24 protein-coding genes and 1 pseudogene are annotated in these 26,674 nt (G+C 66.0%); 11 read left to right on the plus strand and 14 right to left on the minus strand.

The window, feature by feature from the left end:
- The first annotated feature begins 50 nt into the window (after positions 1-50).
- The 7 genes from JANGC3_RS0121185 (at position 51) to JANGC3_RS0121215 (ending at position 7,323) form a co-directional block, all read left to right on the plus strand.
- Positions 51-1,739: a bifunctional metallophosphatase/5'-nucleotidase gene (locus JANGC3_RS0121185; RefSeq protein ID WP_017878492.1), complete on the plus strand. Its 1,689-nt coding sequence runs from the start codon at positions 51-53 to the stop codon at positions 1,737-1,739.
- Positions 1,740-1,788: 49 nt separating this feature from the next.
- Positions 1,789-2,850, plus strand: coding sequence for a S1/P1 nuclease (locus tag JANGC3_RS0121190; protein ID WP_017878493.1), 1,062 nt, complete (start codon positions 1,789-1,791; stop codon positions 2,848-2,850).
- A 150-nt stretch (positions 2,851-3,000) separates the two neighbouring features.
- Positions 3,001-3,672 (plus strand): GntR family transcriptional regulator, encoded by a 672-nt coding sequence (locus JANGC3_RS0121195; RefSeq protein WP_017878494.1) that lies wholly within the window; start codon positions 3,001-3,003, stop codon positions 3,670-3,672.
- A gap of 82 nt (positions 3,673-3,754) precedes the next feature.
- Positions 3,755-4,690, plus strand: coding sequence for a 4-hydroxyproline epimerase (locus tag JANGC3_RS33350; protein WP_017878495.1), 936 nt, complete (start codon positions 3,755-3,757; stop codon positions 4,688-4,690).
- A complete protein-coding gene (locus JANGC3_RS0121205) occupies positions 4,687-5,811 on the plus strand; it encodes an NAD(P)/FAD-dependent oxidoreductase (RefSeq protein WP_017878496.1) in 1,125 nt (374 codons plus the stop codon). Before JANGC3_RS33350 ends, JANGC3_RS0121205 begins: the two co-directional genes overlap by 4 nt.
- The gene (locus JANGC3_RS0121210) at positions 5,804-6,070 is read left to right on the plus strand and encodes a 2Fe-2S iron-sulfur cluster-binding protein (protein WP_017878497.1); all 267 of its coding nucleotides are present in this window, start codon (positions 5,804-5,806) and stop codon (positions 6,068-6,070) included. Before JANGC3_RS0121205 ends, JANGC3_RS0121210 begins: the two co-directional genes overlap by 8 nt.
- Positions 6,067-7,323, plus strand: coding sequence for an NAD(P)/FAD-dependent oxidoreductase (locus JANGC3_RS0121215; RefSeq protein ID WP_017878498.1), 1,257 nt, complete (start codon positions 6,067-6,069; stop codon positions 7,321-7,323). The genes JANGC3_RS0121210 and JANGC3_RS0121215 overlap by 4 nt, the downstream gene beginning before the upstream one ends.
- A 27-nt stretch (positions 7,324-7,350) precedes the next feature.
- Here the strand turns inward: JANGC3_RS0121215 and JANGC3_RS0121220 are convergent, their stop codons facing one another.
- The 6 genes from JANGC3_RS0121220 to JANGC3_RS0121245 all read right to left on the minus strand — a co-directional run bounded on the left by JANGC3_RS0121220 (position 7,351) and on the right by JANGC3_RS0121245 (position 14,093).
- A complete protein-coding gene (locus JANGC3_RS0121220; RefSeq protein ID WP_017878499.1) occupies positions 7,351-8,121 on the minus strand; it encodes an AraC family transcriptional regulator in 771 nt (256 codons plus the stop codon).
- 89 nt (positions 8,122-8,210) lie between these two features.
- A complete protein-coding gene (locus tag JANGC3_RS0121225; RefSeq protein ID WP_017878500.1) occupies positions 8,211-9,122 on the minus strand; it encodes a dihydrodipicolinate synthase family protein in 912 nt (303 codons plus the stop codon).
- An 80-nt stretch (positions 9,123-9,202) separates the two neighbouring features.
- On the minus strand, positions 9,203-10,249 hold the full coding sequence (locus JANGC3_RS0121230) for a bifunctional nicotinamide-nucleotide adenylyltransferase/Nudix hydroxylase (protein WP_017878501.1): 1,047 nt from the start codon (positions 10,247-10,249) through the stop codon (positions 9,203-9,205).
- 15 nt (positions 10,250-10,264) lie between these two features.
- On the minus strand, positions 10,265-11,962 hold the full coding sequence (locus tag JANGC3_RS0121235) for an NAD+ synthase (protein WP_017878502.1): 1,698 nt from the start codon (positions 11,960-11,962) through the stop codon (positions 10,265-10,267).
- Positions 11,963-11,978: 16 nt separating this feature from the next.
- Positions 11,979-13,169 (minus strand): nicotinate phosphoribosyltransferase, encoded by a 1,191-nt coding sequence (gene pncB / locus JANGC3_RS0121240; RefSeq protein WP_017878503.1) that lies wholly within the window; start codon positions 13,167-13,169, stop codon positions 11,979-11,981.
- Positions 13,170-13,226: 57 nt separating this feature from the next.
- Positions 13,227-14,093, minus strand: a complete 867-nt coding sequence (locus tag JANGC3_RS0121245; RefSeq protein WP_017878504.1) for a hypothetical protein — start codon at positions 14,091-14,093, stop codon at positions 13,227-13,229.
- Between the two features lie 181 nt (positions 14,094-14,274).
- Here JANGC3_RS0121245 and JANGC3_RS0121250 point away from each other — a divergent pair, with 181 nt between their 5' ends.
- The 3 genes from JANGC3_RS0121250 (at position 14,275) to JANGC3_RS0121260 (ending at position 17,002) form a co-directional block, all read left to right on the plus strand.
- A complete protein-coding gene (locus tag JANGC3_RS0121250; RefSeq protein WP_017878505.1) occupies positions 14,275-14,940 on the plus strand; it encodes an NUDIX hydrolase in 666 nt (221 codons plus the stop codon).
- A 98-nt stretch (positions 14,941-15,038) separates the two neighbouring features.
- Entirely contained in the window at positions 15,039-16,058 is a 1,020-nt protein-coding gene (locus JANGC3_RS0121255; protein ID WP_017878506.1) for an SPFH domain-containing protein, read from the plus strand.
- 5 nt (positions 16,059-16,063) lie between these two features.
- Positions 16,064-17,002: a sugar kinase gene (locus JANGC3_RS0121260; RefSeq protein ID WP_026133295.1), complete on the plus strand. Its 939-nt coding sequence runs from the start codon at positions 16,064-16,066 to the stop codon at positions 17,000-17,002.
- Between the two features lie 15 nt (positions 17,003-17,017).
- On the opposite strand, the gene JANGC3_RS0121265 is transcribed toward JANGC3_RS0121260, so the two are convergent.
- On the minus strand, positions 17,018-17,773 hold the full coding sequence (locus tag JANGC3_RS0121265) for a DeoR/GlpR family DNA-binding transcription regulator (protein WP_017878508.1): 756 nt from the start codon (positions 17,771-17,773) through the stop codon (positions 17,018-17,020).
- Positions 17,774-17,882: 109 nt separating this feature from the next.
- On the opposite strand from JANGC3_RS0121265, the pseudogene JANGC3_RS33355 reads away from it, so the two are divergent.
- Positions 17,883-18,452, plus strand: a pseudogene (locus tag JANGC3_RS33355) (NUDIX domain-containing protein); the annotation flags it as partial.
- A gap of 550 nt (positions 18,453-19,002) precedes the next feature.
- Here the strand turns inward: JANGC3_RS33355 and JANGC3_RS32935 are convergent.
- The 7 genes from JANGC3_RS32935 to JANGC3_RS0121300 all read right to left on the minus strand — a co-directional run bounded on the left by JANGC3_RS32935 (position 19,003) and on the right by JANGC3_RS0121300 (position 26,170).
- Entirely contained in the window at positions 19,003-19,224 is a 222-nt protein-coding gene (locus tag JANGC3_RS32935; RefSeq protein ID WP_157406805.1) for a hypothetical protein, read from the minus strand.
- Positions 19,225-19,446: 222 nt separating this feature from the next.
- Positions 19,447-20,598: an IS110 family transposase gene (locus JANGC3_RS0121275; protein WP_017878279.1), complete on the minus strand. Its 1,152-nt coding sequence runs from the start codon at positions 20,596-20,598 to the stop codon at positions 19,447-19,449.
- A 103-nt stretch (positions 20,599-20,701) separates the two neighbouring features.
- Positions 20,702-21,229, minus strand: coding sequence for a KGG domain-containing protein (locus JANGC3_RS29800; RefSeq protein WP_017878510.1), 528 nt, complete (start codon positions 21,227-21,229; stop codon positions 20,702-20,704).
- Positions 21,230-21,513: 284 nt separating this feature from the next.
- On the minus strand, positions 21,514-22,485 hold the full coding sequence (locus tag JANGC3_RS0121285) for an ABC transporter permease (RefSeq protein WP_017878511.1): 972 nt from the start codon (positions 22,483-22,485) through the stop codon (positions 21,514-21,516).
- Positions 22,482-23,573, minus strand: a complete 1,092-nt coding sequence (locus tag JANGC3_RS0121290; RefSeq protein ID WP_035787876.1) for an ABC transporter permease — start codon at positions 23,571-23,573, stop codon at positions 22,482-22,484. The genes JANGC3_RS0121285 and JANGC3_RS0121290 overlap by 4 nt, the downstream gene beginning before the upstream one ends.
- 4 nt (positions 23,574-23,577) lie before the next feature.
- Positions 23,578-25,101, minus strand: a complete 1,524-nt coding sequence (locus JANGC3_RS0121295) for an ABC transporter ATP-binding protein (protein WP_026133296.1) — start codon at positions 25,099-25,101, stop codon at positions 23,578-23,580.
- Positions 25,102-25,174: 73 nt separating this feature from the next.
- Positions 25,175-26,170, minus strand: a complete 996-nt coding sequence (locus JANGC3_RS0121300) for a BMP family lipoprotein (protein WP_026133297.1) — start codon at positions 26,168-26,170, stop codon at positions 25,175-25,177.
- Between the last annotated feature and the right edge of the window lie 504 nt (positions 26,171-26,674).

Genomic DNA, 26,674 nt, shown 5'->3' on the forward strand with positions numbered 1-26,674 from the left:
CAGCTGATGTACCCTATTGTTTTTTGAAAAATATTCCTTCCGGCTAGACCATGACAAACTTCCTCCGCCCCCTCGCCGCCGCCGTCGCCCTCGCTTTGGCCCTGTCCGGCTGCGCCAGCCGCTCCACCGCGCCGGTGGAGATCAACCTGGTCGCGCTGAACGACTTCCACGGCAACCTCGACAGCAGTAAATTCCGCTACACCAGCGTGCTCGACAAGACCCAGCACACCATCGAGGCCGGCGGCGTCGACACGTTGGCGGCGGCGTTGCAGGCGTGGCGCCAGGAGGACCGCGAACTGCTGCTGATCGGCGCCGGCGACCTGGTCGGCGGCAGCCCGGCGATGTCGTCGATGTGGGCGGACGAACCCAGCATCGCCGCGCTGAACCTGCTGGGCCTGCGCGCCAGCTCGCTCGGCAACCACGAATTCGACCAAGGCCGCCTGGAACTGCTGCGCCAGCAGGAAGGCGGCTGCGTCTCGACCCGGCCGCAACAAGCCTGCCAGTTCGAGCCGTTTTTCCACGGCGCCAAGTTCAGCTACCTGGCCGCCAACGTGCTCGACCGCGCCAGCGGCAAGCCCTTCATGCCGGCCTACCGGATTGAAACGGTGCGCGGGGTTAAGATCGGCTTGATCGGCGCGGTGCTCAAGGACACCGCCTCGGTGGTGCTGGCGTCCAGCATCGCCGGCCTGGAATTCATCGACGAGGCCGACGCCGTCAACCGCGTGCTGCCGGAGTTGCGCGAGCAGGGCGTCGGCGTGTTCGTGCTGCTGGTGCACCAGGGCGGCCACAGCGCCGACTATTTCGACCAGCCAGACTGCGCCAACCTGGGCGGCCCGGTGGTCGATATCGCCAAGCGCCTCGACCCGGCTATCAGCGTCGTCGTCAGCGGCCATTCGCACACCGGCTACACCTGCCGCGTCGACGGCCGCCTCGTGACCCAGGCCGAGATGGGCGGGCACGTGCTCTCGCGCATCAAGCTCAGCGTCGATCCCGTCAGCAACAGCGTGCGCGAGGCCAGCGCGCGCAACGTCGTCATGACCCAGGGCACCTATCCGCCAGACCTGGTCATGGAAGAGTATTTGAAGAGCGTCAGGGAGCGCAGCGCGGCGGTGCTGTCGAAACCGGTGGCCCGGCTGGCCGTGGCCAGCGTCACGCGCGAACGCAACGACGCCGGCGAGTCGGCGCTGGGCAACCTGGTGGCGGACTCCGCGCTGGCGGCGACCCGGTCCGCCGGCGCGCAGATCGCCTTCATGAACAATGGCGGCATACGCAAAGACCTCGACGCCGGCGCCGACCTGGTCAGCACGGTGGGGCAATGCCAGATGGTGCTGCCGTTCGCCAACACCTTGGTCACGATGAGCCTGAGCGGCGCGCAAATCCGCGCCTTGCTCGAACAGCAATGGGTGCAGGACAAGGCCGACTCGCGCGGCCTGTTGCAGGTGTCGGACGGCTTTGCCTACCGTTGGGACGCCCGGCGGGCGCAGGGCCAGCGCGTGCTGCCCGGCAGCGTGCGCCTGAACGGCGCGCCGCTGGAGGATGCCAAGGTTTATCGTGTTGCGGTGAACAACTTCCTGGCCGAGGGCGGCGACAGTTTTCCGATGTTCAACCAGGGCGGCGACCGGGTTAATACGGGCATCCGCGACGGCGACGCGCTGACCGACTACCTGAGCCAGCGCGACCGGGCCGGCGTGCCGGCCGGCCGCGCGGCGCCCGCCGGCCGCATCCAGCGGGTGCAATGAGCATGAGCGGCGCCGGCCTGCGCCGCGGCTTTTTGATGAGGATAGCAAAATGATCAAGACATGCGCATGCGTGCTGGCGCTGGCCGGCGCGTTCGCCCCGTTCCCGGCGGCGGCCTGGGGCAACGACGGCCACCGCGCCGTCGGCGCCATCGCCGACCAGTTGATCAAGGGCTCGAACGCGCAGCGCCAGGTGGCGGCCCTGCTGCGGGCCGGCGAGAGCTTGGAGAAGGTCGCGGTCTGGGCCGACTGCGTCAAGGGCACGTATTGCGGCGCGCAGACGGCGGAGATGCTCGAGTACACCGCGGCCAACCCCAAGCACAGCCAATACCATTACACCGACATCCCGTTCCAGCACGCGCACTACCACGACGGCGCCGTCGGCAGCGCCGGCAACGACATCGTGCAGACGCTCAAGCAGACCATCGCGGTGCTGCAGGGCAGGGACGACGCCGTCTCGAACCCGCGCCGTTTCAGCCGGCGCCAGGCGCTGCTGTTGCTGACCCACCTGGCCGGCGACATCCACCAGCCGCTGCACGTGGGCGCCGCCTACGTCGGCAAGGACGGCGGCTTCGTGGTGCCGGGCGCGCACGGCCAGATCGACGCGGTCAATATATTCGACGCGCGCGGCGGCAACAACCTGCTGCTCGACGACGCCAAGCTGGCCGCCGCCAGCGCCGGCCTGATTCCGCCGGCTCCGGCGCCGCTGGACGGCGACGCCGGTCCGGCCTTGAAAGCGACGGCCAAGCCCTTCCACTCGTATTGGGACACCACCGTGGTCGATTACGCGATGCGCCGCGTCGGCGCGCGCACGCCGCAGCAGTTCGCGCAGATCGTCATCGGCGGCCAGCCCGTCGTCGCCGCCAACACCGGCGCGCCGGCGGGCTGGCCGTACCAGTGGGCCGACGACGCGCTGCAAGCGTCGAAACTGGCCTACGCCGACGTCACGCCGGGCCGGGCCAGTCTGCAAACCGGCAAGAACGGCGACAACTACCACGTCTGGGCGCTCGAGGTGCCGCACAACTACCCCGTGCCGAGTTCGGCGCTGGCCAAGGCGCAGCTGGTCAAGGGCGGCTACCACCTGGCGGCGCTGCTGCGGGCGATCTGGCCGTAACGTATAAACCGGGGACAGACCACGATTTCCGAGAAAGAGTTTCTCGGAAATCGTGGTCTGTCCCCGGTTTCGCAGTACCGGCGGCCGTGTTAAATATCCGGCGAATATATTATGATGGGTTTTTAGCCGCCACCCCGGAGCACTCCCCCCATGACCTTCATTTCCGCCGACGGCAAGCCGCCCGCATCCAAGGCGCGCGCCGCCGATGTCGCCTACGACCGCATCGAGAGCATGATCGTGACGCTGCAACTGAAGCCCGGCGCGCCCATCGTCGAAGCCGATCTGGTCGAAGGCACCGGCATGGGCCGCACGCCGGTGCGCGAGGCGCTGATGCGCATGGTCGCCAACGGCTTGATCGACCAGTTGCCGCGGCGCGGCTTGACAGTCAGCGCCATCGAGGCCGCCGAACACCTGACTTTGATCGAAACGCGCCGCGTGCTGGAACGCCTGATCGCCGCCAGCGCCGCGCGCCGGGCCGCGCCGGCGCTGCGCAAGGCGATCCTGGCGAGCGCGCAAAAGATGGTCGCGGCCGCCGCCAAGGGCGACTTGAAAGCCTACATGCTGGCCGACCAGGCGCTCGACCACGTTACCCATGAAGCCTGCCGCAACCGGTCGGCGGTGGCGGCGGTGGTGCCGCTGGTGATCAAGTGCCGGCGCTTCTGGTACGCCTTCCAGCACGAGGGCGACATCGAACAGGGCGCCGCCTGCCATGTTCAACTGGCTGAAGCCATCGCCGCCGCCGACGCCGACGCCGCGGTGGCCGGCGCCGACGCGCTGATGGACTACCTGGAATCGTTCGCCCGCAAGGTGATCGACGGCTGACCCCGCGGCTATGCTGAAATCGTCATTTTCTACTTGGCTTTCGGGCCAAGACAGCCGCGATGAACTCCTTTAATCTGAGCCTATGAAAAAGATCTCGATACTCGATACCCACACCGGCGGCGAGCCGACCCGGCTGGTACTGGACGGCGGCCCCGACCTTGGCGACGGCCCGCTGGCCGAGCGCCTGGAGCGCTTCCGGCGCGACCACGACCTGCTGCGCTCGGCCATCGTTTGCGAGCCGCGCGGCTCGGACGTCATGGTCGGCGCGCTGTTATGCCAACCGCACGACCCCGGCTGCACGGCCGGCGTCATCTTCTTCAACAATACCGCCTACCTCGGCATGTGCGGCCACGGCATGATCGGCTGCATCGCCTCGCTGGCCTACCTGGGCCGCATCGGCGCCGGCCGCCACCGCGTCGAGACGCCGGTCGGGGTGGTCGAATGCGAGCTGCACGAGGACGGCGGCGTCACCGTGCACAACGTCCCGGCGTACCGCCTGCACCAGGGCGTGGCGCTGCAGGTGGCGGGCCACGGTCGCGTGGTCGGCGACGTGGCCTGGGGCGGCAACTGGTTTTTCCTGGTGGCCGAACATGGCCTGCGGCTGGACGTGTCGAACGTCGACGCGCTGACCGACTTCGCCTGGCGCACCCGCCAAGCGCTGGAGCAGGCCGGCGTGCGCGGCGCCGACGGCGCGCTGGTCGACCACGTCGAACTGTTCGCGCCCTCGGCCACGCCCGGCGTCGACAGCCGCAACTTTGTGCTGTGCCCGGGCAAAGCCTACGACCGCTCGCCCTGCGGCACCGGCACCAGCGCCAAGGTGGCCTGCCTGGCCGCCGACGCGAAGCTGGCCCCGGGCGCTATCTGGCGCCAGGAGAGCATCATCGGCAGCGTGTTCGAGGCCAGCTACCGGCTCGACGGCGGGCGCGTGCTGCCAAGCATCCGCGGCCGCGCCCACGTCAGCGCCGAGGCGACGCTGCTGCTGGACCCGGACGACGCGCTGGTCTGGGGCATTCGTTGACGGTGGGCGCCGACGTGCTGGTGATCGGCGCCGGCATCGTCGGCGCCGCCTGCGCCGATGAACTGGCGGCGCGCGGCCTGCGCGTGCTCGTCATCGAGTCCGGCACCGTGGGCGGCGGCGCCACCGCCGCCGGCATGGGCCACCTGGTGGCGATGGACGACAACCCGGCCGAGCTGGCGCTGACGCGCTATTCGCTGGAACTGTGGCGCCGCTTCGTCGCCGACGCGCCGCGGCGCCACGAATACAGCCAGTGCGGCACCATCTGGGTCGCCGCCGACGACGAGGAACTGGCGGCGGCGCGCGCCAAGCAGACGCTGCTCGGCGACGCCGGCGTCGCCTGCGAACTGCTCGACGCCGCCGCGCTGGCCGCGTGCGAGCCGCGCCTGCGCCCCGGCCTGGCCGGCGGCCTGCGCGTCGGCGGCGACGCCGTCGTGTACCCGCCCAAGAGCGCGCAAATCCTGCTCGACCGGGCCTGCGCGCGCGGCGCCGGCCTGCTGCGCGAGCGCGTGCGCGGCCTCACGCAACACGGCGTCACGCTCGACAACGGCGCGCGCATCGACGCCGGCATGGTGGTCGTCGCCAACGGCGTCGGCGCCGCCGCGCTGCTGCCGGAACTGCCGCTGCGGCCGAAAAAAGGCCACCTCATGATCACCGACCGCTATCCCGGTTTCGTCCGGCACCAGCTGGTCGAGCTGGGCTATATCAAAAGCGCGCACGCCGCCAGCGGCGAATCGGTCGCCTTCAACGTCCAGCCGCGCCCGACCGGGCAACTGCTGATCGGTTCCTCGCGCCAGTTCGACAACGACGACCGCGACGTCGACCCGCGCCTGCTGCGGCGCATGCTGGCGCGCGCCGCCGACTACCTGCCCGGGCTGGCGCAACTGCACGCGCTGCGCTGCTGGACCGGCCTGCGCGCCGCCAGCGCGGACGGCCTGCCGCTGATCGGCCCGCACCCGGCGCGCCGCAACGTCTGGCTGGCGACCGGCCACGAGGGGCTGGGCATCACAACCTCGCTGGCCACCGCGCAACTGCTGGCGGCGCAACTGTGCGGTTCGGCCGCGCCCATCGCCGCCGCGCCCTACCTGCCGGCGCGGTTCGCGCAACTGGCCGCCCATGGTTGAGCGCAAGCGCATCGAACTGACCATCGACGGCCGCGGCGTCGGGGTGGAGGCCGGCAGTAGCGTCGCCGCGGCCATCGCCATCGCCGGCATCGGCGCCACCCGGCGCTCGGTCAGCGGCATGCCGCGCGCGCCCGTGTGCGGCATGGGCGTGTGCCAGGAATGCCGCGTCACCATCGACGGGCGCGCGCACCGGCTGGCCTGCCAGACCCTGTGCGCGCCCGGCATGCGCGTGCAAACGGCGATGGAGAAAACGGCATGAAGCTGCATTTCGACGTACTGGTCATTGGCGCCGGCCCGGCCGGCCTGGCCGCCGCGCACGCCGCCGCCATGGCCGGGGCCAGGGTCGGCGTGCTCGACGACAACCCGCTGACCGGCGGCCAGATCTGGCGCGGCGGAGCGGAGCGCAGCAAGGACGCCCGCGCCGTCGCGTTGTCGGCCGCGCTGCGCGCCGCCGACAACGTCCACATGCTGGCCCAGACGCGGGTGCTGTATCCGTCCGGCCCGAAACAACTGCTGGTCGAAACGCCCGACAGCGCGCTAACGCTGCACTACGGGCGCCTGATCGTCGCCACCGGCGCGCGCGAACGGCTGCTGCCGTTCCCCGGCTGGACCCTGCCGGGCGTGACCGGCGCCGGCGGCCTGCAGGCGCTGGTCAAAGGCGGTTATCCGGTGGCCGGCAAACGCATCGTCGTGGCCGGCTCCGGGCCGTTGCTGCTGGCGGTCGCCGCAACCCTGCGCGAACGTGGCGCGCACGTGCTGGCAATCGTCGAACAAGCGCCGCTGCGGCGGCTGGCGCGGTTCGCGCTGGCGCTGTTCGGCACGCCCGGCAAACTGCACCAGGCGTTGCAACTGCGGCGCCAACTGAACGGCGTGCCCTACCACAGCGGCGCCTACATCAGCGCGGCCGGCGGCGACGGCCAACTGCGCGAAGTCACGCTGCAAACCGGCGCGAGCCGGCGGATACTCGCCTGCGACTACCTGGCCTGCGGCTACGGCCTGCTGCCCAACCTGGAACTGGCGGAGGCGCTCGGCTGCGCGACGGCGGACAACGCCGTCCAAGTCGACCGCTGGCAGCAAAGCTCGCGGCCCGACATCTACTGCGCCGGCGAAAGCACCGGCGTCGGCGGCGTCGACCTGGCGCTGGTGGAAGGGCGCATCGCCGGCCTGGCCGCCGTCGACGACCTGGCGCGGGCCGCTCGCCACTTGGCGCAACGCGCGCGCGGGCGCCGCTTTGCCGCCCGCCTGGCCGGCGCCTTCGCGCTGCGGCCCGAACTGCGCGGCCTGTGCGAGGCCGACACCATCGTCTGCCGCTGCGAAGACGTGCGGCACGGCGAACTGGCGCCGCACGCCGACTGGCGCAGCGCCAAACTGCACACCCGCTGCGGCATGGGCGCGTGCCAGGGCCGCGTCTGCGGCGGCGCCGCCGCAACGCTCTACGGCTGGAGCAAAGATGCCGCGCGCATGCCGCTGGCGCCGGCGCGCATCGCCAGCCTCCTCGCCGACGCCGAATAGAAAAAGCGTCGACGTCCACTGTTGCGGTCAGATTTTGTTGGCGGCGCGGTATTGGCTCGGGGTGACGCCGACTTTTTCCTTGAATTGGCGGGTGAAGGCGCTGTGGTCGTGGTAGCCGCAGGCGACGGCGATGTCGGTGATGTTTTGCGCGCCGGCCAGCAGTGTGGTGGCCGCGTCGAGCCGGGTTTTGATGATCATTTGGCGCGGCGTCAGCTGGAAGATGCGGTGGAAGTAGCGCTCGATCTGCGACGCCGATAGTTTGGCGATGCGCGCCAGGTCGGCCAGCTGGATCGGTTGTTCGTAGTTTTCCAGGATGTGGTTGGCCGCCGCCGAGATGCGCCGGTACACCGGGTGTTCCTGGTCCGGCATGTTGAGGTCGCGCGAGATGCCGGTCAGGCCGACGATGGCGCCGGCGTTGTCGCGCAGCGCCATTTTGTGGGTCATGCACCAGCCCGGGTCGCGGTCCGGGTACAGGTGCAGTTCCAGCCGGTCGCGTATCTCCGCTCCACCCGCCAGCACGGCGCGGTCCTGCGCCAGGTAGGTGCAGGCGTAGGCGGCCGGGAATACCTCGGCGGTGTGGCGGCCTACCATCGCCGCCTTGTCGCGCATGCCGCAGCGGCTGGCCAGCGTCTGGTTCACCAGCACGTAGCGGCTTTCTTTGTCTTTGACGAAAAAGACGACGTCTGGCAGCAGGTCGAATAGCGGTGCGGCGAAGCAGGCGTTGTCGGCCAGCGACGCCAGCAGCAGCCGCGCCGCGTCGCCGCCGGCGCTGTCCTCGTGTCGGTTTTGCTCTGTCATTGGCATGCTTGAGTCAGTCCCGTCAGGTGGCGCCGTTGCCGGCGGTGGGCGGTGCCGGCGCGCCGCGCGCGGCCGGCGTCGTCGCCTGTCTACAGCAAGTTGCTCAGGTCGGGCCGCGTCTCCAGCGCCGCGCGGACGATTGCCGTCACCCGTTCGCGCTCGGCACCGCTCAACGGCTGGCGCGGCCGGCGCACGTTTTCGTTGCCGACGCCGACCAGCGTTTCAACCAGTTTCAGGTTCTGCACCAGTTTGTTCGATACGTCCAGGTGCATCAGCGGCATGAACCATTGGTATAGCTTGAGCGCCTCGTCCCAGCGCTTGGCTTTCATCAGTTGGTACAGTACCACGGTCTCTTTCGGGAAGGCCACCACCAGCCCGGCCAGCAGGCCGTCGGCGCCCACCGCCAGCCCTTCGAAGGACAGGTCGTCGACGCCCATGAACAGCTGGTAGCGCTGGCCCAGGGCGTTGCGCAGGTCGGTGATTCGGCGCACGTTGTCGCTCGATTCCTTGATCGCCACCAGCCATTCGCAGTCGGCCAGGTCGAGGAAGTCCTGCGCCGTCAGGTCGACCTTGTAGGTGACCGGATTGTTGTACACCATGATCGGTAATTGGGCCGCCTTGGCGATGGTGCGCAGGTTGTCCTTGGCCTCGCGCGCGTCGGCCGCGTACAGCACCGACGGCATTACCATGAAGCCTTGCACGCCCATGGCGGCGGCCTGCTCGACGAAGCGGCAGGCGTTGCGGGTGCGCGTTTCGGAGACGTTGACCAGCACCGGCACGCGCTTGTCGGCCACCGCCAGCGCGGTCTTCGTCACCTCCAGTTTTTCCTCGAAGGAGAGGGTGCTGGCCTCGCCCAGCGAGCCGCATGTGACCAGCCCGTGCACGCCGTTGTCGATCTGGAAGGCGAAGTGCCGTTCCATCTCCGCGTGGTCCAAGTCTTCGTTTTCTTTAAACTTCGTCGTTACCGCCGGGAACACGCCCTGCCACTTCGTCGTCGCCATTGCTTTACTCCTTCAGTTGGGAAATGGATCACTGAAGGAGATATTAATATGAGTCTAATATATTTACAACATATTTAATCTCAATCTTCGTGCGTCAGCCGCAGGAAGTGGTTGAGGATGTGGAAGTGGTCCTCGAAGAACTGGTCTTCCATCGCCGCCAGGTCGGCAAGCGGTATCCAGCAGGCCTGGGCGGCGTCGTCGGCGCCTTCGACCGCCGGCAGTTGCTCGGTTTTCAGGTCGAAGTAGTGGGCGTGCGTGATGGTGCGCCCGCGCAGGCTGCGCGACGGGTGGTCGAACACCTTGACGTCGACCAGCGACTCGGCCAGCGTCGCGCCCAGCACGGCCAGGCCGGTTTCCTCGGCCAGTTCGCGCAGCGCGCCCTGCAGCAGGCGTTCGTGCTGTTCGACGAAACCGCCCGGCAGCGCCCATAGTCCTTTGCCGGGGTGGGCGCCGCGCTCGACCAGCAGCACGTGGCCGGCGGTCTTGACCAGCGCGTCGACGGTGGAAAAGATTGGCGCGTACGGCGCCAGGCTCCAGGCGGCCTTGTAGGCTTGCACCGCGCGGTGTTCCAGCAGCAGCGGCGCGTAGGCCGACAGCAGGGTCCACGCGCGCAGGTATTGACGCACCGCCGCCGGCACCAGCGCGTCCAGCGCGGCCAGCGAGACGTCGATGTCTTCGGCTTCGAACAGCACGCGGCGGATCTGCGTGGCGTGGATGTCGGCGGCGGCGCTGACGAAGATTTCCTGCCATTGCGGGAAATGGTTCAGGTACTGGCTGGAGCTGTCCTTGAGGTAGCCGACCAGGACGATGCGTTTCGCGCCGGCCGCGCATTGCGCGACTTTTTTGCCGACCACGCCGGCCCAGCGCGCGTCCTCGTAGTAGTCGCGCACGGCGACGAAGGAGACCCGCTCGCGCTCGTGCGCCGGCAGCGTGGCGGCGATCATGGCGGCGCGTTCCTGCCAGGTGAACGGGTTCTTCGCGCTGCGGGCGTGGAACGACGAGCCGAGTACCACGACGACCTTGGGCGCGGCGTCGAGCGCCATGCGCAGCAGGCTGGCGTGGCCGTTGTGGAAGGGTTGGAAGCGGCCGATCAGGACGGCGGCGTCGGCGTTTGCCTGGGTGTTCATAGAGGGGCGCTTTCTTTAATATTTCGCGGTGATGGGCATTTGGCGGCCGCTGCCGAAGGCGCGCGAACGCACCCGGATGATCGGCGGCGCCTGGCGTCGCTTGTACTCGTTGCGGGCGACCATGCCGAGGATGCGCGCGACCAGCTTGCGGCCGTCGTCGCGGACCAGCAGCGCGTCGACGAAGCCGCCGGCGGCCGCCGCTTCGGCTTGCGGCAGGCGCTTGCCTTCGATGTGCCACTTCAGGATGTCGTCCAACACCTCGTAGGGCGGCAGGCTGTCGGTGTCTTGCTGGCCCGGCGCCAGTTCGGCGGACGGCGGCTTGGTCAGCACCGCCTCGGGAATGATTTCGCGGCCGGCGTGCTCGTTGACGTGGCGCGACAGCGCGTACACCTCGGTTTTATACAGGTCGCCGATCAGGCCCAGGCCGCCGTTGGTGTCGCCGTATAGCGTGCAATAGCCAACCGAGATTTCGCTCTTGTTGCCGGTGGTGAGCAGCAGCGCGCCGAAGGTGTTCGAGTATTCCATCAGGATGGTGCCGCGCACGCGCGCCTGCAGGTTTTCCAGCGACAGGCCTTGCAGCGGCTGGTCGAAGGCGGCGCCGAAGCCGTCGCGGTAGCTCTCCACCAGCGCCAGGATGGGGTGGGTGTAGAGCTTGATGCCGAGCTTGTCGCACAGCGCCACCGAGTCCGACACCGAGCCTTCGCTGGAGTAGGCCGACGGCATGGTGATGGCGAATACGTTCTCGGCGCCGAGCGCCTCGACCGCCAGCGCCAAGGTCAGCGCCGAGTCGATGCCGCCGGACGAGCCGACCACCGCCTGGGTGAAGTTGCAGCGCCGCGCGTAGTCCTGCAGGCCCAGCACGATCTGGCGGCGGGTGAAGTCGGGCACCGACAGGCCGGCCGGGTCCGGCGCGGCCAGGGCGGCGCCGTCGGCGTCGCTGAAGCGGCCGTCGGCGAAACCGATGACCTGGAAGTCTTCCTGGAAGCGCAGCGCTTCGAACGCCACGCCTTGCGCCGGCGCGACGGCGAACGAGGCGCCGTCGAACACCAGCTGGTCCTGGCCGCCGACCTGGTTGACGTACAGGACGGGCAGGCCGGTGCGCTCGGCGGCGGCGCGGAACAGGTCGTGGCGCTGCTGGCGCTTGCCGATGTCGGACGGGCTGGCGTTGATGCTGATGACCAGTTCCGGCTTGGCCGCCCGCAGCGCGGTGAAGGGGTTGACCAGGTAGTCGCGGCCGGCGTCGTTCCAGCCGTCCTCGCAGACCATGAAGCCGATGCGGTGGCCGGCGACGTCGAGCAGGCAGGCGCCTTCCGGACCCGGCTCGAAGTGGCGGCGCTCGTCGAAGATGCCGTAGGTCGGCAGCAGCTGTTTGTAGTATTCGGCCACCACGGCGCCGTCCTGGATCGCCAGCAGCGCGTTGTACAGCGGTTTGCCGGGGCCGCTGTTGCGGCGCACGGTGCCCAGCACCGTGACCAGCGAGGGCACGCGGCGCGAGGCGTCGATTACCTGGGCCAGCGCGTCGTCGAGGCGGCCCAGGAAGGCGGCGTCTTCGAGCAGGTCGGCCGGGTAGTAGCCGCACAGCGACAGCTCGGAGAAGACGACGATGTCGGCGCCGGCGGCGGCGGCGCCGGCCATGTGGCGCTCGGTGGCGGCGGCGTTGCCGGCGAAGTCGCCGACGGTGTAGTTCAGCTGGGCGATGGCGAGCTTGAGCATGATTTTTTCCTTTGGTTCAGGCGGCGGCGTGGCGGAAGATCTGGCGCAGGTAGGCCAGGAAGGTCTCGTCCTTGCACAGGGTTTTGCCGGCCGAGTCGGACAGCTTGGCGACCGGCTGGCCGTTGCAGCTCATCAGTTTCATGACGATGTTGAGCGGCGCCACGCCGGTGTCGTTGCTCAGGTTGGTGCCGATGCCGAAGCCGGTCATGCAGCGGTCGGCGAAGTGGCGGTACAGCGCGAACGCCGCTTCCAGGTCGAGGCCGTCGGAGAACACCAGGCGCTTGGTGTTGGCGTCGATGCGCAGCGTGGCGTAGTGCGCCAGCGCCTTTTCGCCCCACACCACCGGGTCGCCGGAGTCGTGCCGCAGGCCGTCGAACAGCTTGGCGAAGTACAGGTCGAAGTCGGCCAGGAAGGCGTCCATGCCGACCACGTCGGTCAGCGCGGTGCCCAGGTCGCCGCGGTATTCCTGCACCCAGTCCTCCAGCGCGGCCTTCTGGAAGTCGCGCAGGCGCACGCCGAACGATTGGTACGATTGCAGGTATTCATGGGCCATCGTGCCGATCGGTACCAAGTTGTATTTCTTGGCCAGGTAGACGTTCGAGGTGCCCTTGAAGTACCGCGGCACGGCGCGCGCCAGCGTGGCGACGACTTCGTCCTGCCAGGCGCCGGAAAAACGGCGGCGCACGCCGAAGTCGAAGAATTCGAACGGATGCTTGCGCCCCGGCTCGGCGCCGAAGGCGCGCAGCAGCTCGACTTTTTCGGCCAGGCGGCGGCGCGCCTCGGCCAGCAGCGGCGCTTGCTCGAAACGGCGGAAATACAGCTCGTTGACGATGAAGAGCACGAAGATTTCAAAGCCCATCACGTGCACCTGCGGACCCTTGGCGACGACGCGCAGCGTCGGCCCGTCGCAGTCGACGCTGATGAATTTGCGCTGGAAGCGGAAGATCGTCAGGAAGTCGACGAAATCGCTTTTGATGTAGCGCAGCGAGCGCAGGTAGTCCAGCTCGTCCTCGGCGAAGGTCAGCGCGCAGAGCTGGTCGAGTTCATAGTCGACGTCGGCTTTCAACTCGGCCAGCGGGTAGGCCGGCGTGTTGCGGCAGACGAAGGCGTACTCGGTTTCGGCGCCCGGATGGCTGTGCAGCAGCGCCTGCCACATGGTGAATTTGTAGAGGTCGGTTTCGAGCAGGCTGTTGACGATGGGTTGCATATTGGGTCCAGATTCGTGTTGTGGCTTCGACAAGGGCTGACAGGATAATTGTTTTTATTAGCGTTGCGCGTTCGATAGCAATTCCGGCAAGGCGTCGGCGGCGCCGGCCGTCTGCACGCCCAGCGCCAGCATGGCGCGGACAAAACCCTGGTATTGCGCGTCGTAGCCGCCAACCGGACTCATGCAGTCGGTCAGCAACACCAGCTTAGACAGATTTTCGGCGCCGATATTGGCGGCGATGTGCTCGGTGGTGGCTTTGACGCAATGGCTGCTTGCTTCGCCGCAAATGTAGACGCGGTCGGCCCGCGCCAGCGTATCGATCAGGCCCTGGTTCAACTGCGTGGCCGGGTCGTCGCGGTCCGGCACCTCGGCCAGCACGGCGGAATAGTGCTCGGTCCACGGGTTGCTACCCTTGGTCACCATGTTGACCACGCCCAGCCCGGCGTCCTGCCAGCCGTTGCAGGCGGCACGCACGTCGGCGTGGATGTTGTGGCCCCACGAGCCGATTTCGCAGTGCACCGGCCAAACCATCAAGCGGTAGCGCCCGCTCGCTTCGAGCGTGTCCAGATAGGCCAAGGTGCGTGGCAGCGCGTCCTTGTTGCGCGGCGCGTATGTGCCGGCGCGCACGTCGGCGGCGCTGATTTCGGTGAAGGGCGGCACGGCCGCGCCTTGGGCGTCGAACCAGAACGTGGGGTGGGCAATGTCGACGCGCTGGTGCGTGTCGAGCGTAACGCTGATGCCGGACAGGCCCTGGCGACCGCGGTTGACCAGCTCGGCAATGCGCAGCATGTCGGCGTGGGCGCCGGCCACCGGCAGCGCCGGCGCCTCGATGCCGCCGAGCGGACGCGGCGCCAAATAGCTTTCGGGCAAGTCGCAAAAATCGTTTTGCGGATCGATGACGAGCAGGTGAAGGTTGCGTCTCATGTGGATCTCCGGTGGTTGGCAGTGAGTGTAATGTAGGTCACTTAGTTTATTTGTGCAACTAACTAATTTGATATTTCTCATGGGACTGGAGTTCGGCCCCAGGTTTATCTACGTGCCCGCGATTTTGCGTGTAGACTTAGTATAGGTATCGAACTAAGTGGCTTTTGCACCGGAGTGGAAGATGAATGACGTGATCTGTACCGTAGACGTGGTTTTGCTGACTATCAAGGACGGCGCTTTGCACGTGGCCTTGCTGAAGCGCGACCGCGACCCGTATAAGGACGTGCTGGCCTTGCCCGGCGGCTTCGTGCATGTGCGGGAGGACGCCGACGCCCAGGCCGCCGCCTTGCGCGTGTTGAAAGAAAAGACCGGCATCGACGCGCCGTACCTGGGGCAATTGGCGACGTTTTCCGGGCCGGTGCGCGACCCGCGCGGCTGGTCGATGTCGATCGCCCACTACGCGTTGGTGTCGCACGACGTCATCGCCGGGGCCGGGCACCCCGACGTGGCATTGCGCAGCGTCGACCAACTGATGAACCTGCCGTTCGACCACCAGGCCATCATCGACACGGCGGTGGCGCGGCTGCGCAGCAAGAGCCAGTACTCGTCCTTGCCCTGCTACCTGGCCGGCGACACGTTCACCTTGCCGCAATTGCAGCGCATCTACGAGGCGCTGATGGGCGAGCCGCTCAACAAGGTCAGTTTCCGCCGCAAGATGACGGAGATGGGCATGCTCGAAGCGGTCGAGGGACAGATGGAAGTGGGCGGCGCGCACCGTCCGGCGCAGTTGTACCGATTGAAGCCGGCCCTGCGCGCGCAGCTGGCGCTGCTTTCCCGCGGCTTGTAATTGTTGAAGTTCGCGGGCCGGCGGCGCTGAAAACCAAGCCAAGAGGCGCCCTTGGTGTTCCCGTTGATCCCCATTGAAAATAACCGGAGGTAAGCCCCATGTTCACCCTCAAATTCATCAAGTTCCAGCCGAGTACCCATGTGCTGCAATACAAGAAAGGCGTGCTCGTCCGCGAGGGCGCCGGCCTGGCGTTCTTCTACTACACGCCAACCGCCGCCCTGGTGGCGGTACCGATGGGCAGCGAAGACGTTCCCTTCATCTTCGAGGAAAGCTCGGCCGACTTTCAGCTCATCACGGTGCAGGGCCAGGTCACGTACCGCATCACCGATCCGAAAAAAATCGCCGGCCTGCTCAATTTCTCGATCGATCCGGTCACGCAACAGTACATTTCCGACGATCCGCAAAAGCTGTCGCAGCGCATCATCAACGTCGCCAAGGTGCTCACGCGCAAAGGCTTGCAAGAGCTGCCGCTGCGCGAAGCCTTGCGCGCCACCGACATGCTGGCCACGCTGGTGACGCAGAGCGTCAAAGGCAGCGCCGAATTGCAGGCGCTGGGCGTCGAGATCCTCGGCTTGTCCTTCCTGGCGATCAAGCCCACGCCCGAGACCGCGCGCGCACTGGAGGCGCAGGCGCGCGAACAGATCCTGCGCGAAGCGGACGAGGCGGTCTACGCGCGCCGCAACGCGGCGGTCGAGCAGGAGCGGCGCATCAAGGAGAATGAACTCAACACCGAGATCGCCGTGGAAACCAAGCAGCGCCAAATCCGCGAAACGCAGATGGAGGCGGAGCGCAGCATCCAGCACAAGCAGCATGAATTGCAGCAGGCCGAGATGACGGCGAAGATTGCGCTGGAGGGGCAAAATACGCAGTTGGTGACCTTGGCGATGGACAACGCCAAGCGCGAAGCGGACGTCAAGGCGCACGCGGCCGGCGTGTTGATGCGAGCCTACGCCGGCGTCGATCCGAAGATCCTGCAAGCGTTGGCGATGTCCGGCATGCAGCCCGGCCAGTTGATCGCGCTGGCCTTCCACGAACTGGCCGAGAAGGCCGAGCGCATCGGCCAGCTCAACGTGACGCCCGATTTGTTGCGGGAAGTCATCGACAGTCCGGTCCGGTGAACGCGATGCGCCGCCACACCGAAAACAAGACCGTTCTGGTCACGCGCAAGACGCGCCTGGAGAACCTGGTGGCCCAATACAACACCGTTGGCCAGGCCAAGTTCTATATCGAGCATCTGGGCGCCGATTTTTCCGACTATCTGGTTGAGCACGACACTTACCAGCGCTGCGTGCGCGAAGCGGAAACCACGCTGCAACAGTTGAGCCGCGTGCAGGTGGTCGAGCGCGCCTTCCTGCCGAACTTCCTGTTCGGCCCGCAAGACGTCGTCGTCGCGCTGGGGCAGGACGGCCTGGTTGCCAATACGCTGAAATATCTGGACGGGCAACCGTTGATCGGCGTCAATCCCGACCCCAAGCGTTGGGACGGCGTGTTGTTGCCGTTCGGCGTGGCCGACCTGGCCCGCATCGTCGCCCAGGTGTTCGCCGGCCGGCGCCAGATCCAGGAAGTGACGATGGCCAAGGTGGCGCTGAACAACGGCCAGACGCTGTACGGCGTCAACGACATTTTTATCGGGCCGAAGTCGCACACCTCCGCCCGCTACACGATCTGCCTGGACGAGGCGCAGGAACAGCAATCGTCGAGCGGCGTCATCGTCTCCACCGGATTGGGATCGACCGGCTGGCTGAAAAGCCTGCTGACCGGGGCCAGCGCCATCGCCGCGCAGGCGACGCCGGGCGGCGCGGCGCGCGCGCCGGCGCCGCCGGCGCCGTGGGACGCCGACTACTTGTACTTCACGGTGCGCGAACCCTTCCCCAGCCGGACCTCGGCGGCCTCGCTGGTGTTTGGCAAAATCAGCGCCGGGTCGTGCCTGACGCTGACCTCGCAGATGGCCGAGAACGGCGTCATCTTCAGCGACGGTATCGAGGCCGACTACCTCGAATTTAATTCCGGCATCGTCGCCCGGCTTGGCCCGGCCGAGAAAAAGGGCTTGTTGGTGGTGTGAGGGCGGGCGCCGCCGTCAGGCCAGCGTGACGGTAATGCCCAGCGCCCGGTACGGCGCCAGCAAAGCGTCGTCGACGTCGGCGTTGACGACGATGCCGCTGACCTGGGCCAGCGGCGCGATCAGGTAAGGCGACGCGGTGTTGAGCTTTTCCGGCGAGGCCAGCACCACGGTTGTGGCGGCGGCGTTGCTCAGGGCGCGCTTGACGGCGGCCTCCTCGAAATCGCCGGTGGTAATGCCGGCCTCGGGATGCAGGCCGGACACGCCCATGAAATACAGGTCGGCGCGCACCCGGCCGATGGCCTCGATGGCGGCCGCGCCGACGCCGACGATGGAATGCTTGAACAGGCGCCCGCCGAGCATGATCACCTCGACGTGGGCGTGCTCGACCAGCTCAAGCGCAATCGACGGGCTGTGCGTAACCACGGTGGCACGCAAGTCCGCCGGCAACTGGCGCACCAGTTGCACGGCGGTGGTGCCGCCGTCGATGAACACCACCTGCCCCGGCAAAATCATGGCGGCGGCGGCGCGGCCGATGGCCGGCTTGGCGTCGCTGGAAATGCCCTGGCGCGCGGCGAACGGCGCCATCGCCGGCGAGGCGGGCAGGGCGCCGCCGTGCACCCGCTGCAGCAGCCCCTCCCTGGCCAGCTCGCGCAGATCGCGCCGTATCGTGTCCTCCGACAGGCCCAATTGTTCGCTCAGCAACTTGGCGACGATTTGGCCGTCGCGTTTGAGCAGTTCCAGCAGATGTTGTTTGCGTTGGCGTGTCAGCATAGTATATTTGCATGAATAATCTTGAGATTGCACGATATTGCATGATATCTTTGCCGGGCACAAGCGCGCATTGGCCCTCCAACGCAAAGCCCACCCACCGGAGCACAGCATGCAAGACAACAGAGTCAAAATCCACAAGGTCGAAACCCTGTCCCACGACTGGTACCTGCTGCAAAAAACCACCTTCGACTACCTGCGCCGCGACGGCGCGTGGCAAACCCAAACGCGCGAAACCTACGACCGCGGCAACGGCGCCACTATCCTGCTATACAACCGCGCCCGCCGCAGCGTGATCCTGATCCGCCAATTCCGCTTCCCCACCTACGGCAACGGCCACGACGGCTTCTTGATCGAAACGGCCGCCGGCCTGCTCGACCAGGCAAGCCCGGAAGAGCGCATCAAACTCGAAGTCGAGGAAGAAACCGGCTACCGCGTGGCCGAGGTGTGCAAGGTTTTTGAAGCCTTCATGAGCCCCGGCTCGGTCACCGAAAAGCTGTATTTCTTCGTCGCAGAATACGAACCCGGCGCGCGTGCCGGCGACGGCGGTGGCGTGGTGGCGGAAGGGGAAGACATCGAAGTGCTGGAATTGCCGCTGGAGCAGGCGCTGCACATGGTGGCCGACGGCCGTATCGCCGACGGCAAAACCATCATGCTGCTGCAGTACGCGCAGCTGCACCTGTTGCCGCCGCCGGCACCGCGCAAGGATGCGATGATGATTTTGATCGCCGGTCCCTACCGCTCGGGCACGGGCGACGACCCGGCGCTGATGGCGGCCAACGTGGCGGCGATGGAAGCGTTCGCGCTGCCGCGGTACCAGGCCGGCCACATGCCGGTGCTGGGCGAATGGCTGGCGCTGCCGCTGCTGAAACTGGCCGGCTCGGCGCAGGTGGGTGACGCGGCTTTCGAGCGCATCTTCCACGCGCAGGGAGGCGACGACCCTGCTCGGCAGGCGGCATCGCCATTGACGCGTGGCGCGCCGCTCGGGGCCGCCTGTGGCGCTCCTGGGCGCATGGGGATCGTCCGAAGGGGCGCAGTCGACTCGGCGGCATTCGACTCGTATGGCGGCACGTTCAGTTCCAGCGAGTTGGCATTACGTTGAACTTACGCAGCGATTAGCGAAGCGTAATCCAGCGCCGAGCAGATGCCGACGCCAGTCGGGTTAAGCCCGAACGGGCTAACCCGACCCTAGTAGATGGGAATTCCAAGCATCAAGGTGGTTTTTCGCAAATTTATCCTATCCCTTGTTTCGGCATAACCAGCGGGTCAAGGGCGGGCGAAGCCCGGCGAAGCGAACCCTTGACGCCGCCGATACCGAAATATGCTGGTCCATGGCGCCATGACGCATATTGCGGCTTGGCGCCATGCCGACCTGTTTCGTTTTGGCCTTCGTTCATTGCCAGCGCTTTGCTTTCGTCGTTCGTACAGCCCAGTTCGAAGCTCTCGGTCATCATTGCGTGAGACTTCACGTCCCACCACCTTCTATCCGCTGGTTTTGCTACCCCAGCCTAATTCTGCATGCGCGTTGCGCTTAGTGACCTTGATGCGTGCAAGCCCCATCTACTAGGGTCGGTTGCCATGGGCAACCAGGTCGGGTTACGGGCCTGCCTACTCCTTGCTGCTGCGTAGTTCAACGTAATGCCAACTGCTGGTACTGAACGTGCCGCCTTACTCCCTTATGCCGCTCGTTTCAACTGCGCCCCTTCGGGGACGATCCCATGCTCCAGGTAGCGCCACAGGGCGACCACCAGCTTGCGCGCCACCGCGACGATGGCGATGCGCTTGCCGCGCTTGTTCTGGCCTCCCTGCGTGCGCCGGGCGAACCATTTCGTCATCACGCTGTCGGGTTGGTAGCGCAGCCAGAACCAAGACATCTCGATCAACAGCGCGCGCACGCGCCGGTTGCCCTGCTTGCTGATGCCCTGGTCAACCCGGCTCTCGCCGCTGTCGTAGGGCTGCGGCACCAAACCGACGCAGGCGCCCACCTGCCTGCGGTTCTCGAATTTGCGCCAGAACAGCTCCAGCACCAACCTCGTCGCGCCCACCGGCCCCACCGCCTTCAACCGTTCCAGGTCGGCAATGCGCTGGCGCACCTCCGGCGGCAATTGCTCCGCCATCCCTTTTTCCAGCGCGGCCAGTTGTTGCTGCGCCAACTCCAAACGTTTGCACTCCTGTTCCAGCCGCTGCTGCAGCTGCGCCGACAGCGGATCGCCGTCGTAGCAACACAATTCCCGCTTGTTCAGCCGCGCCCCCACATCGCCGCCGACGCCATCCCAGCAGCCGACGGTGCGCAGCAGCTTGCGGATCCGGTCGCGGTGCTGCTGCGTTTCCTTTTGCAACTCGCCGCGGTCCCGTACCACGTGCCGCTGCGCCTCGGCCTCCACCGTCGGAACACGGATCACGTGCATCCGGTCGTACTCGCCACGCAACCAGCCCCGCAATGTCAGCACCAGCTTGATCGCGTCGAGCCGGTCGGTCTTGGCCCGCCGTTTGTGCCGCTCGACGGGAATGCTGGCAGGGTCGCAGATCACCACCTCGTAGCCCAGCTTCGAGAGGGCGCGTTCAATCCAGAAGCCATCCTGACCAGCCTCGTACAGCACGACGGTGCGTACCTCGGCGGCCAGGCCCCACTTTGCCTTGAACTTCTCAATCTCCTGCACCGTTTCGTTGAGGCGCCCCGCCGCTGTCTCGCCGGAAACCGTCTGAATCGCCGGCTTCTCTCTCTTTCCGTCGTGCAAGGCAATTTTCCAGCTCTTGCTCGACAACTCTAATGCCACTGCAAAAACTTCGACTTCAGGCGTAAAATCGTTGGCGCGGGTCGGTTGCATGATTTTCTCCTAAGTTGATTCTTCGAACCTTCACTTTAGGATTAATTTGCGTCTTTTGCCGACCCGCCTTCATTCATAGTATCTACGAAACCGGCGCCGCTAACTAGCTTTTGGAGCCGGAGCCACCTGACTTGCTTGAGCTTGACGAAGCGCTCGACTTGCCCGAACCCGAGGAGCTGCCCGAACTGCCTTGGTTGCCGCCGGAACTACCTTGGTTGCCGCCCGACTTGCCGCGCGAACCGCCGTCGTCCGAATCGCTTTGCTGGTTGCCGCCCGACTTGCCGCGCGAGCCACCGTCGTCCGAATCGCTTTGCTGGTTGCCGTCGTTCTTATGGCTCATTGCGCCGGCCTTGCGCGCCTCTTCCGAGGTGAACTCGTGCGCGGTGCCTGCGGCGTGGGCGGCGCGGCCGCCTTCGGCTGCGATTTCACGCTGCTGCTCAGGGTCCATCGACGCAAAACCGCGGTTGCTGGTGTCGCTTTGATTGTTGCCGCCCTTGCTGCCGGCTTGATTACCGCGCGATTTGTCGTCGTCCTTGTTGCTGGCCTGGCTGGAGCCTTTGCCGCTTTCTTTGCTGTTGTCGTTACCGCTTTGGTTGCTACCTTTGCTACCGCTTTGATTTGACGAAGACATGAGTGTTCTCCCGATCTAATAAGTTAGAGTTCAAATGGCATACAGAGTCTCCCGCCACCCGGGTGCATCGTTGCAGCTTCGCTGACTGATCAGGCGAGGGGATAGATTCCATAGTAGAGCGCGCATCCCTTGTCCGAAATAGGACGACGGATGGAGTTAGCGTAGGAACAATCCTGCTGGACATTGACGGGCGATAACTAACGATGTTGGGAGGGACGTGTTGCCGCGCCGATGGCGGCGGGGCCGGGGAACGCGCTGTTCCCCGGCAGGCGCGCTAACGAGGCTTAGCGCGATTTGACGAACGGCGTGCCGAGCGCTTTCGGCGCCACCGACTTGGCCATCAGGCCGGCCAGCACGATGACGGTGACGACGTAGGGCACCATCTGGATCAGCGAGCCGGGGATGCGGCCGATGCCGGGCAGGTCGACGCCCTCGATCTGGATCTGCACTGCGCCGAAGAAGCCGAACATCAGGCAGCCGAGGAAGGTGTAGAGCGGGCGCCAGTTGCCGAACACCATGGCCGTCAAGGCCAGGTAGCCGGCGCCGGCCGACATGTCGCGCAGGAAAAAGCCGCTCTGGACGATGGCCAGGTAGGCGCCCGAGAACGAGCACAGCACGCCGGCGACGAGCATCGCCAGGTAGCGCGTCTTTTCGACGCTGACGCCGGCGGCGTCGGCAGCGTGCGGGTTTTCGCCGCAGGCGCGCAGGCGCAGGCCGAAGCGGCTGTGGTACAGCACCCAGTGTACCAGCGGTACCAGCGCGAACGCCAGGTACACCAGCGCCGAATGGCCGCCGATCAGGTGGGCGTACAGCCAGCCGACAAAGGGGATGCCTTCGACGTACTGGGTGCCGGGCAGCACCACGTCGAACAAGCGCGCCTGGCCCAGGTCCGGCGTGCGCCCGCCCTGCTGGAAGTAAAACTGCGCCAGCACGAAGGTCAGCCCGCTCATGGCGATGTTGATGGCGATGCCGGCCACCAATTGGTTGCCCTTTTGCGTGATGCTGACATAGCCTTGCAGCAGGGCCAGCAGCGCGCACACCAGCGTGCCGGCGGCCACGCCGTACCACGGGTTCTGGGTGGCGAAGGCCACCGCCGCCGAGGTGAAGGCGCTGGCCAGGATCTTGCCCTCCAGGCCGATGTCGATGACGCCGCTGCGTTCGGCGAACAGGCCGGCCATCGCGGCGAAGATCAGCACCGGCGCGTTGCGCACGGTCGACACCAGGATGCTGGCGAAATGGAAGTCGTCGAAGGTCATGCTGCGCTCCGTTTGCTGCGTTTGAGCATGGCCGCGATTGCCGGCGCGTAGAAGTTTTCCATCGCGCCGCAGAAGAGGATGATCAAACCCTGGATGAAGATGAAGGTCTCGGTCGGGATGTTCGGTTTCTCCAGCGACAGGTCGAAGCCGCCCTGGATCAGCGCGCCGAACAGGATCGCCGACAGGAAGATACCAACCGGATGCTGGCGCCCCATCAGCGCGATGGCGATGCCGATGAAGCCGGCGCCGGCGGTGAAGTTCAGGCTCAGGTAGTGGGTCGAGCCCATGATGGAGTTGACCGAGCCGAGCCCGGCCAGCGCGCCCGAGATCAGCATGACGGCGATGATCATCTTGCTGATCGACACGCCGGCGTAGTGGGCGGCGTTCTGGTTCAGGCCGGTGGCGCGCAGCTTGAAGCCCCACGCCGAGCGCGTCATCATGACGCCGTAAATGGCCAGCGCGACGATGGCCAGCGGGAAGCTGACGTTGAGCGGGGTGTCGCCCAGCATCGGCAACCAGGTGTTCAGGCGCGGCATGGCGCCGCTGTCGGCGAACAGGCGGCTGGCGGTGTTTTGCTCGCCGACCGGGATCAGGTATTTGACGATGATGAAGTTCATCAGGCTGGCGGCGATGAAGTTGAACATGATCGTCGTGACGACGATGTGGCTGCCGCGCTTCGCCTGCAGGTAGCCGGGCAGGAAGGCCCATAGCGCGCCGAACACGGCCGCGCCCAGCATGGCCGCCGGAATCAAGGCCCAGGCCGGCAGGCTGGAGTCGAACGCCAGCATGGCCAGCGTCAGGCCGAGGCCGCCGAAATACATCTGGCCCTCGCTGCCGATGTTGAACAGGCCGGCCTGCATCGCCACCGACACCGACAGGCCGGTGAAGATGAAGGTGCTGGCGTAGAACAGCGTGTAACTGAGGCCTTCCGGGTTGATGATCGCGCTATTGACCAGAATGCCCAGCGATACGGCCGGGTTTTCACCCAGCAGGTAGATCACCAGGGCGGCTACCAGCAGCGCCGACAGCAAGTTTAAAACGGGCAGGACGACGGCGGTCGCCCAACGTGGCAAGTCGTTATTGTTCATATTATTATGCCCCCCCGCCCATCAACAGGCCGATGCGGGTGGTATCGAATTGCTCGATGGGCAGTTCTCCAGTGATGCGTCCGCCGCACATGACGAGGATGCGGTCGGCCAGCGAGCGCACCTCCTCCAGTTCGACCGACACCAGTAAGATGGCGACGCCGGCGTCGCGCAGGGCCAGCAGTTGCGTGTGGATGCTTTCGATGGTGCCGATGTCGACGCCGCGGGTCGGTTGCCCGACCAGCATCAGCGTCGGTTTGGCCAGCACTTCGCGGGCGATGACGACTTTTTGCTGGTTGCCGCCGGACAACAGGCCGATGCGCAGCTCCGGGTTGGCCGGACGCACGTCGAAGGTTGTCAGCAGTTCGGCGCAGCGCGCCGCGATGGCCTTGAAGTCGAACAGGCCCCAGCGGTTGCTGAGCTGGTCCTGGTAGCCGAGCATGGTGTTGTGCATTACCGAAAAATTCTTGACGACGCCGTCGCGCAGCCGGTCTTCGGGAACGTGGGCGATGCCCAGTTCGCGGAACAGGCGCGGCAGGCCGTCGGCGTCGCCGCGTTTGGCGAACGGCAAGTCCTGGCCGAGGAAGGCCACCGCGCCCGAGCTGGGCAGGCGCATGCCCGACAGGATTTCCATCAGCTCGCTCTGGCCGTTGCCGGAGACGCCGGCGATGGCGACAATCTCGCCGGCGCGCAGGCTGAAGTTGATGCCGGCCAGCAGCTTGACCTGCTGCGCGTTGACCAGTTGCACATTCTTTACGTCGAGCACGACCGCGCCCGGTTGGTAGGGCGCGCGCGGCAGGTGGTTCTGGATCGGCCGGCCCACCATCATGTTCGCCAGTTGCTCCTTGGTGGTGCCGGCGGTGGCGACGGCGCCGACGACGCGCCCGCCGCGCATCACCGTGACGGTGTCGGTGATGTCCAGGATTTCCTGCAACTTGTGGGTGATCAGGATGATGGTCTTGCCCTGTTCCTTGAACAGGCGCAGGATGTCGAACAGCGACGCGGTTTCCTGCGCCGTCAGCACGGCGGTCGGCTCGTCGAGGATCAGGATGTTGGCGCTGCGGTAGATCTGCTTGAGGATCTCGACGCGCTGCTGGGCGCCGACCGACAAGTCTTCGATCTTCGCCAGCGGATCGACGTCGAGCCGGTAGCGCTGGCAGATCTCGCGCAGCTTGGCCTCGGTGGCGGCGCGCTGGCCGGCCAGCTGGAAGCCGCCCTCGGTGCCGAGCATCACGTTGTCGAGAACGGTGAAATTTTCCACCAGCATGAAGTGCTGGTGCACCATGCCGATGCCCAGGCGGATCGCCTCCTGGCTGTTGCGGATCGGCTGGTGCTGGCCGTCGAGCAGGATGTCGCCGCCGTCGGCCCGGTAATAGCCGTACAGGATGCTCATCAAGGTCGACTTGCCGGCGCCGTTCTCCCCCACCAGGCCGTGGATCGAACCCTTGGCGATGGCGAAGCTGACGTCGGCGTTCGCCTTCACCTGTCCAAAGTGCTTGGAGATGCCGCGAAATTCTACTGCTGCTTGCATATGTTCACTAGGTAAAAACGCGCCGCGCGGAGACTGTGGTCCCCGGCGGCGCGCTTTGAGTTGACGTGTGAGTTTAAACCGGGCAGCTGTTGCCGGCGCGGTAGTCGATGACCTTGATCTTGCCGTCAATGATGTCCTTGCGGGCGCCGAGCACGCGCTTTTCAATCTCCGGCGTGATCAGCTTGCGGTTGTGCTCGTCCAGCGCCCAGTCGACGCCGCCTTCCTTCAAACCCTTGCTGACGACGCCGGCCTTCCAGGTGCCGTTCTTGACTTGCATGAAACTGTCGTAGACGGCGTTGTCGACGCGCTTGACCATTGAGGTCAGCATCGTGCCCGGGTACAGGTGGTTCTGGTTGGAATCGACGCCGATCGCCAGCTTGCCTTTTTCCTTGGCCGTTTGCAGCGTGCCCATGCCGCTGCCGCCGGCCACCGCGAATACCACGTCGACGCCGCGCTCGAACTGCGAGCGCGCCAGTTCGCCGCCCTTGGCCGGGTCGTTCCAGGCGCCGGAGGTGGTGCCGACCATGTTTTGCGTCACTTCCGCCTTCGGATTGACGAGCTTTGCGCCTTGCGCGTAGCCGCAGGCGAAGGTGCGGATCAGCGGGATGTCGATGCCGCCGATGAAACCGAGTTTTTTCGACTTGCTGGCCATTGCCGCCGCCACGCCGACCAGATAAGAGCCTTCTTCTTCCTTGAACAGCACGGAATTGACGTTATTGCCGGGCGCGGTGCCGTCGATCAGCACGAATTTCACGTTGGGAAATTCCTTGGCGACCTTTTGCACGGCTTGCGTCTGGGCGAAGCCGATCGATGCGATCAGATCGAGTTTTTTGCGCGCCAAACCGCGCAGCACCTGCTCGGCCTGGGTGTCGCTGGACGCCTGCACTTCGATGAAGGAAATATTGGTCTCTTTCTTGAAGCGTTGTGCGCCTTCGAAAGCGGACTGGTTGAACGACTTGTCGAACTTGCCGCCGGCGTCATACACGATGCCCAATTTTGGGTCCGCCGCGGACGCGCTAGCCGTCATAAACAAGGCTGCGATCGTCAAACTAAGTTGTGTAAGTTTCATGAATTGGCTCCTGGAAGTTCGATATTGTATATTTTTTATAGACGAAGCCGCTAATTCGCTCGTTTTACCGCCGTATGCGCCAGCCTTGCGCGCCAACCATGCCTTGATCGCAATCTTGTAGCATCATCACAACAGTTTCCGCATACCGTTGTGGAAACGCCGCCGCTCAACTTGTTGCGTCCGCGCGCATCGCTGTTGCCACCGCGCCACGCCGGGCGCCGGACGCGGCGCGCCGCGGTTTGTATACATACCTGTCCGTGCTGCACGCGTTGGCGTCTGCCGCCGGCGCCGCGCCGCCGAGTGAAACGCGGGTGCCGCGGCACTTTTTTTAGCCGCCGCCGCCGCCGCCGCCGCGGCTTTCCGCGGCGCGTATCACGCTGCCTTTTTGTTAAGCACACGAACCGCACAGGGACTTGGTTCGTCACTATGCATCATGCTATATATGTATGACAAATACGATTTTATTTAGCTATTTATATGATCGACATATAAATAAACAGCACC

Source organism: Janthinobacterium sp. CG3, from assembly GCF_000344615.1.
In the GTDB taxonomy this organism is placed as follows: Bacteria; Pseudomonadota; Gammaproteobacteria; order Burkholderiales; family Burkholderiaceae_D; genus Janthinobacterium.

Excerpts from the sequence above, each read along its gene's own strand:
- JANGC3_RS0121185 (WP_017878492.1), top strand. The coding sequence starts at position 51 with ATGACAAACTTCCTCCGCCCCCTCGCCGCCGCCGTCGCCCTCGCTTTG.
- JANGC3_RS0121190 (WP_017878493.1), top strand. The coding sequence starts at position 1,789 with ATGATCAAGACATGCGCATGCGTGCTGGCGCTGGCCGGCGCGTTCGCC.
- JANGC3_RS0121195 (WP_017878494.1), top strand. The coding sequence starts at position 3,001 with ATGACCTTCATTTCCGCCGACGGCAAGCCGCCCGCATCCAAGGCGCGC.
- JANGC3_RS33350 (WP_017878495.1), top strand. The coding sequence starts at position 3,755 with ATGAAAAAGATCTCGATACTCGATACCCACACCGGCGGCGAGCCGACC.
- JANGC3_RS0121210 (WP_017878497.1), top strand. The coding sequence starts at position 5,804 with ATGGTTGAGCGCAAGCGCATCGAACTGACCATCGACGGCCGCGGCGTC.
- JANGC3_RS0121215 (WP_017878498.1), top strand. The coding sequence starts at position 6,067 with ATGAAGCTGCATTTCGACGTACTGGTCATTGGCGCCGGCCCGGCCGGC.
- JANGC3_RS0121220 (WP_017878499.1), bottom strand. The coding sequence starts at position 8,121 with ATGACAGAGCAAAACCGACACGAGGACAGCGCCGGCGGCGACGCGGCG.
- JANGC3_RS0121225 (WP_017878500.1), bottom strand. The coding sequence starts at position 9,122 with ATGGCGACGACGAAGTGGCAGGGCGTGTTCCCGGCGGTAACGACGAAG.
- JANGC3_RS0121230 (WP_017878501.1), bottom strand. The coding sequence starts at position 10,249 with ATGAACACCCAGGCAAACGCCGACGCCGCCGTCCTGATCGGCCGCTTC.
- JANGC3_RS0121235 (WP_017878502.1), bottom strand. The coding sequence starts at position 11,962 with ATGCTCAAGCTCGCCATCGCCCAGCTGAACTACACCGTCGGCGACTTC.
- pncB (WP_017878503.1), bottom strand. The coding sequence starts at position 13,169 with ATGCAACCCATCGTCAACAGCCTGCTCGAAACCGACCTCTACAAATTC.
- JANGC3_RS0121245 (WP_017878504.1), bottom strand. The coding sequence starts at position 14,093 with ATGAGACGCAACCTTCACCTGCTCGTCATCGATCCGCAAAACGATTTT.
- JANGC3_RS0121250 (WP_017878505.1), top strand. The coding sequence starts at position 14,275 with ATGAATGACGTGATCTGTACCGTAGACGTGGTTTTGCTGACTATCAAG.
- JANGC3_RS0121255 (WP_017878506.1), top strand. The coding sequence starts at position 15,039 with ATGTTCACCCTCAAATTCATCAAGTTCCAGCCGAGTACCCATGTGCTG.
- JANGC3_RS0121260 (WP_026133295.1), top strand. The coding sequence starts at position 16,064 with ATGCGCCGCCACACCGAAAACAAGACCGTTCTGGTCACGCGCAAGACG.
- JANGC3_RS0121265 (WP_017878508.1), bottom strand. The coding sequence starts at position 17,773 with ATGCTGACACGCCAACGCAAACAACATCTGCTGGAACTGCTCAAACGC.
- JANGC3_RS32935 (WP_157406805.1), bottom strand. The coding sequence starts at position 19,224 with ATGATGACCGAGAGCTTCGAACTGGGCTGTACGAACGACGAAAGCAAA.
- JANGC3_RS0121275 (WP_017878279.1), bottom strand. The coding sequence starts at position 20,598 with ATGCAACCGACCCGCGCCAACGATTTTACGCCTGAAGTCGAAGTTTTT.
- JANGC3_RS29800 (WP_017878510.1), bottom strand. The coding sequence starts at position 21,229 with ATGTCTTCGTCAAATCAAAGCGGTAGCAAAGGTAGCAACCAAAGCGGT.
- JANGC3_RS0121285 (WP_017878511.1), bottom strand. The coding sequence starts at position 22,485 with ATGACCTTCGACGACTTCCATTTCGCCAGCATCCTGGTGTCGACCGTG.
- JANGC3_RS0121290 (WP_035787876.1), bottom strand. The coding sequence starts at position 23,573 with ATGAACAATAACGACTTGCCACGTTGGGCGACCGCCGTCGTCCTGCCC.
- JANGC3_RS0121295 (WP_026133296.1), bottom strand. The coding sequence starts at position 25,101 with ATGCAAGCAGCAGTAGAATTTCGCGGCATCTCCAAGCACTTTGGACAG.
- JANGC3_RS0121300 (WP_026133297.1), bottom strand. The coding sequence starts at position 26,170 with ATGAAACTTACACAACTTAGTTTGACGATCGCAGCCTTGTTTATGACG.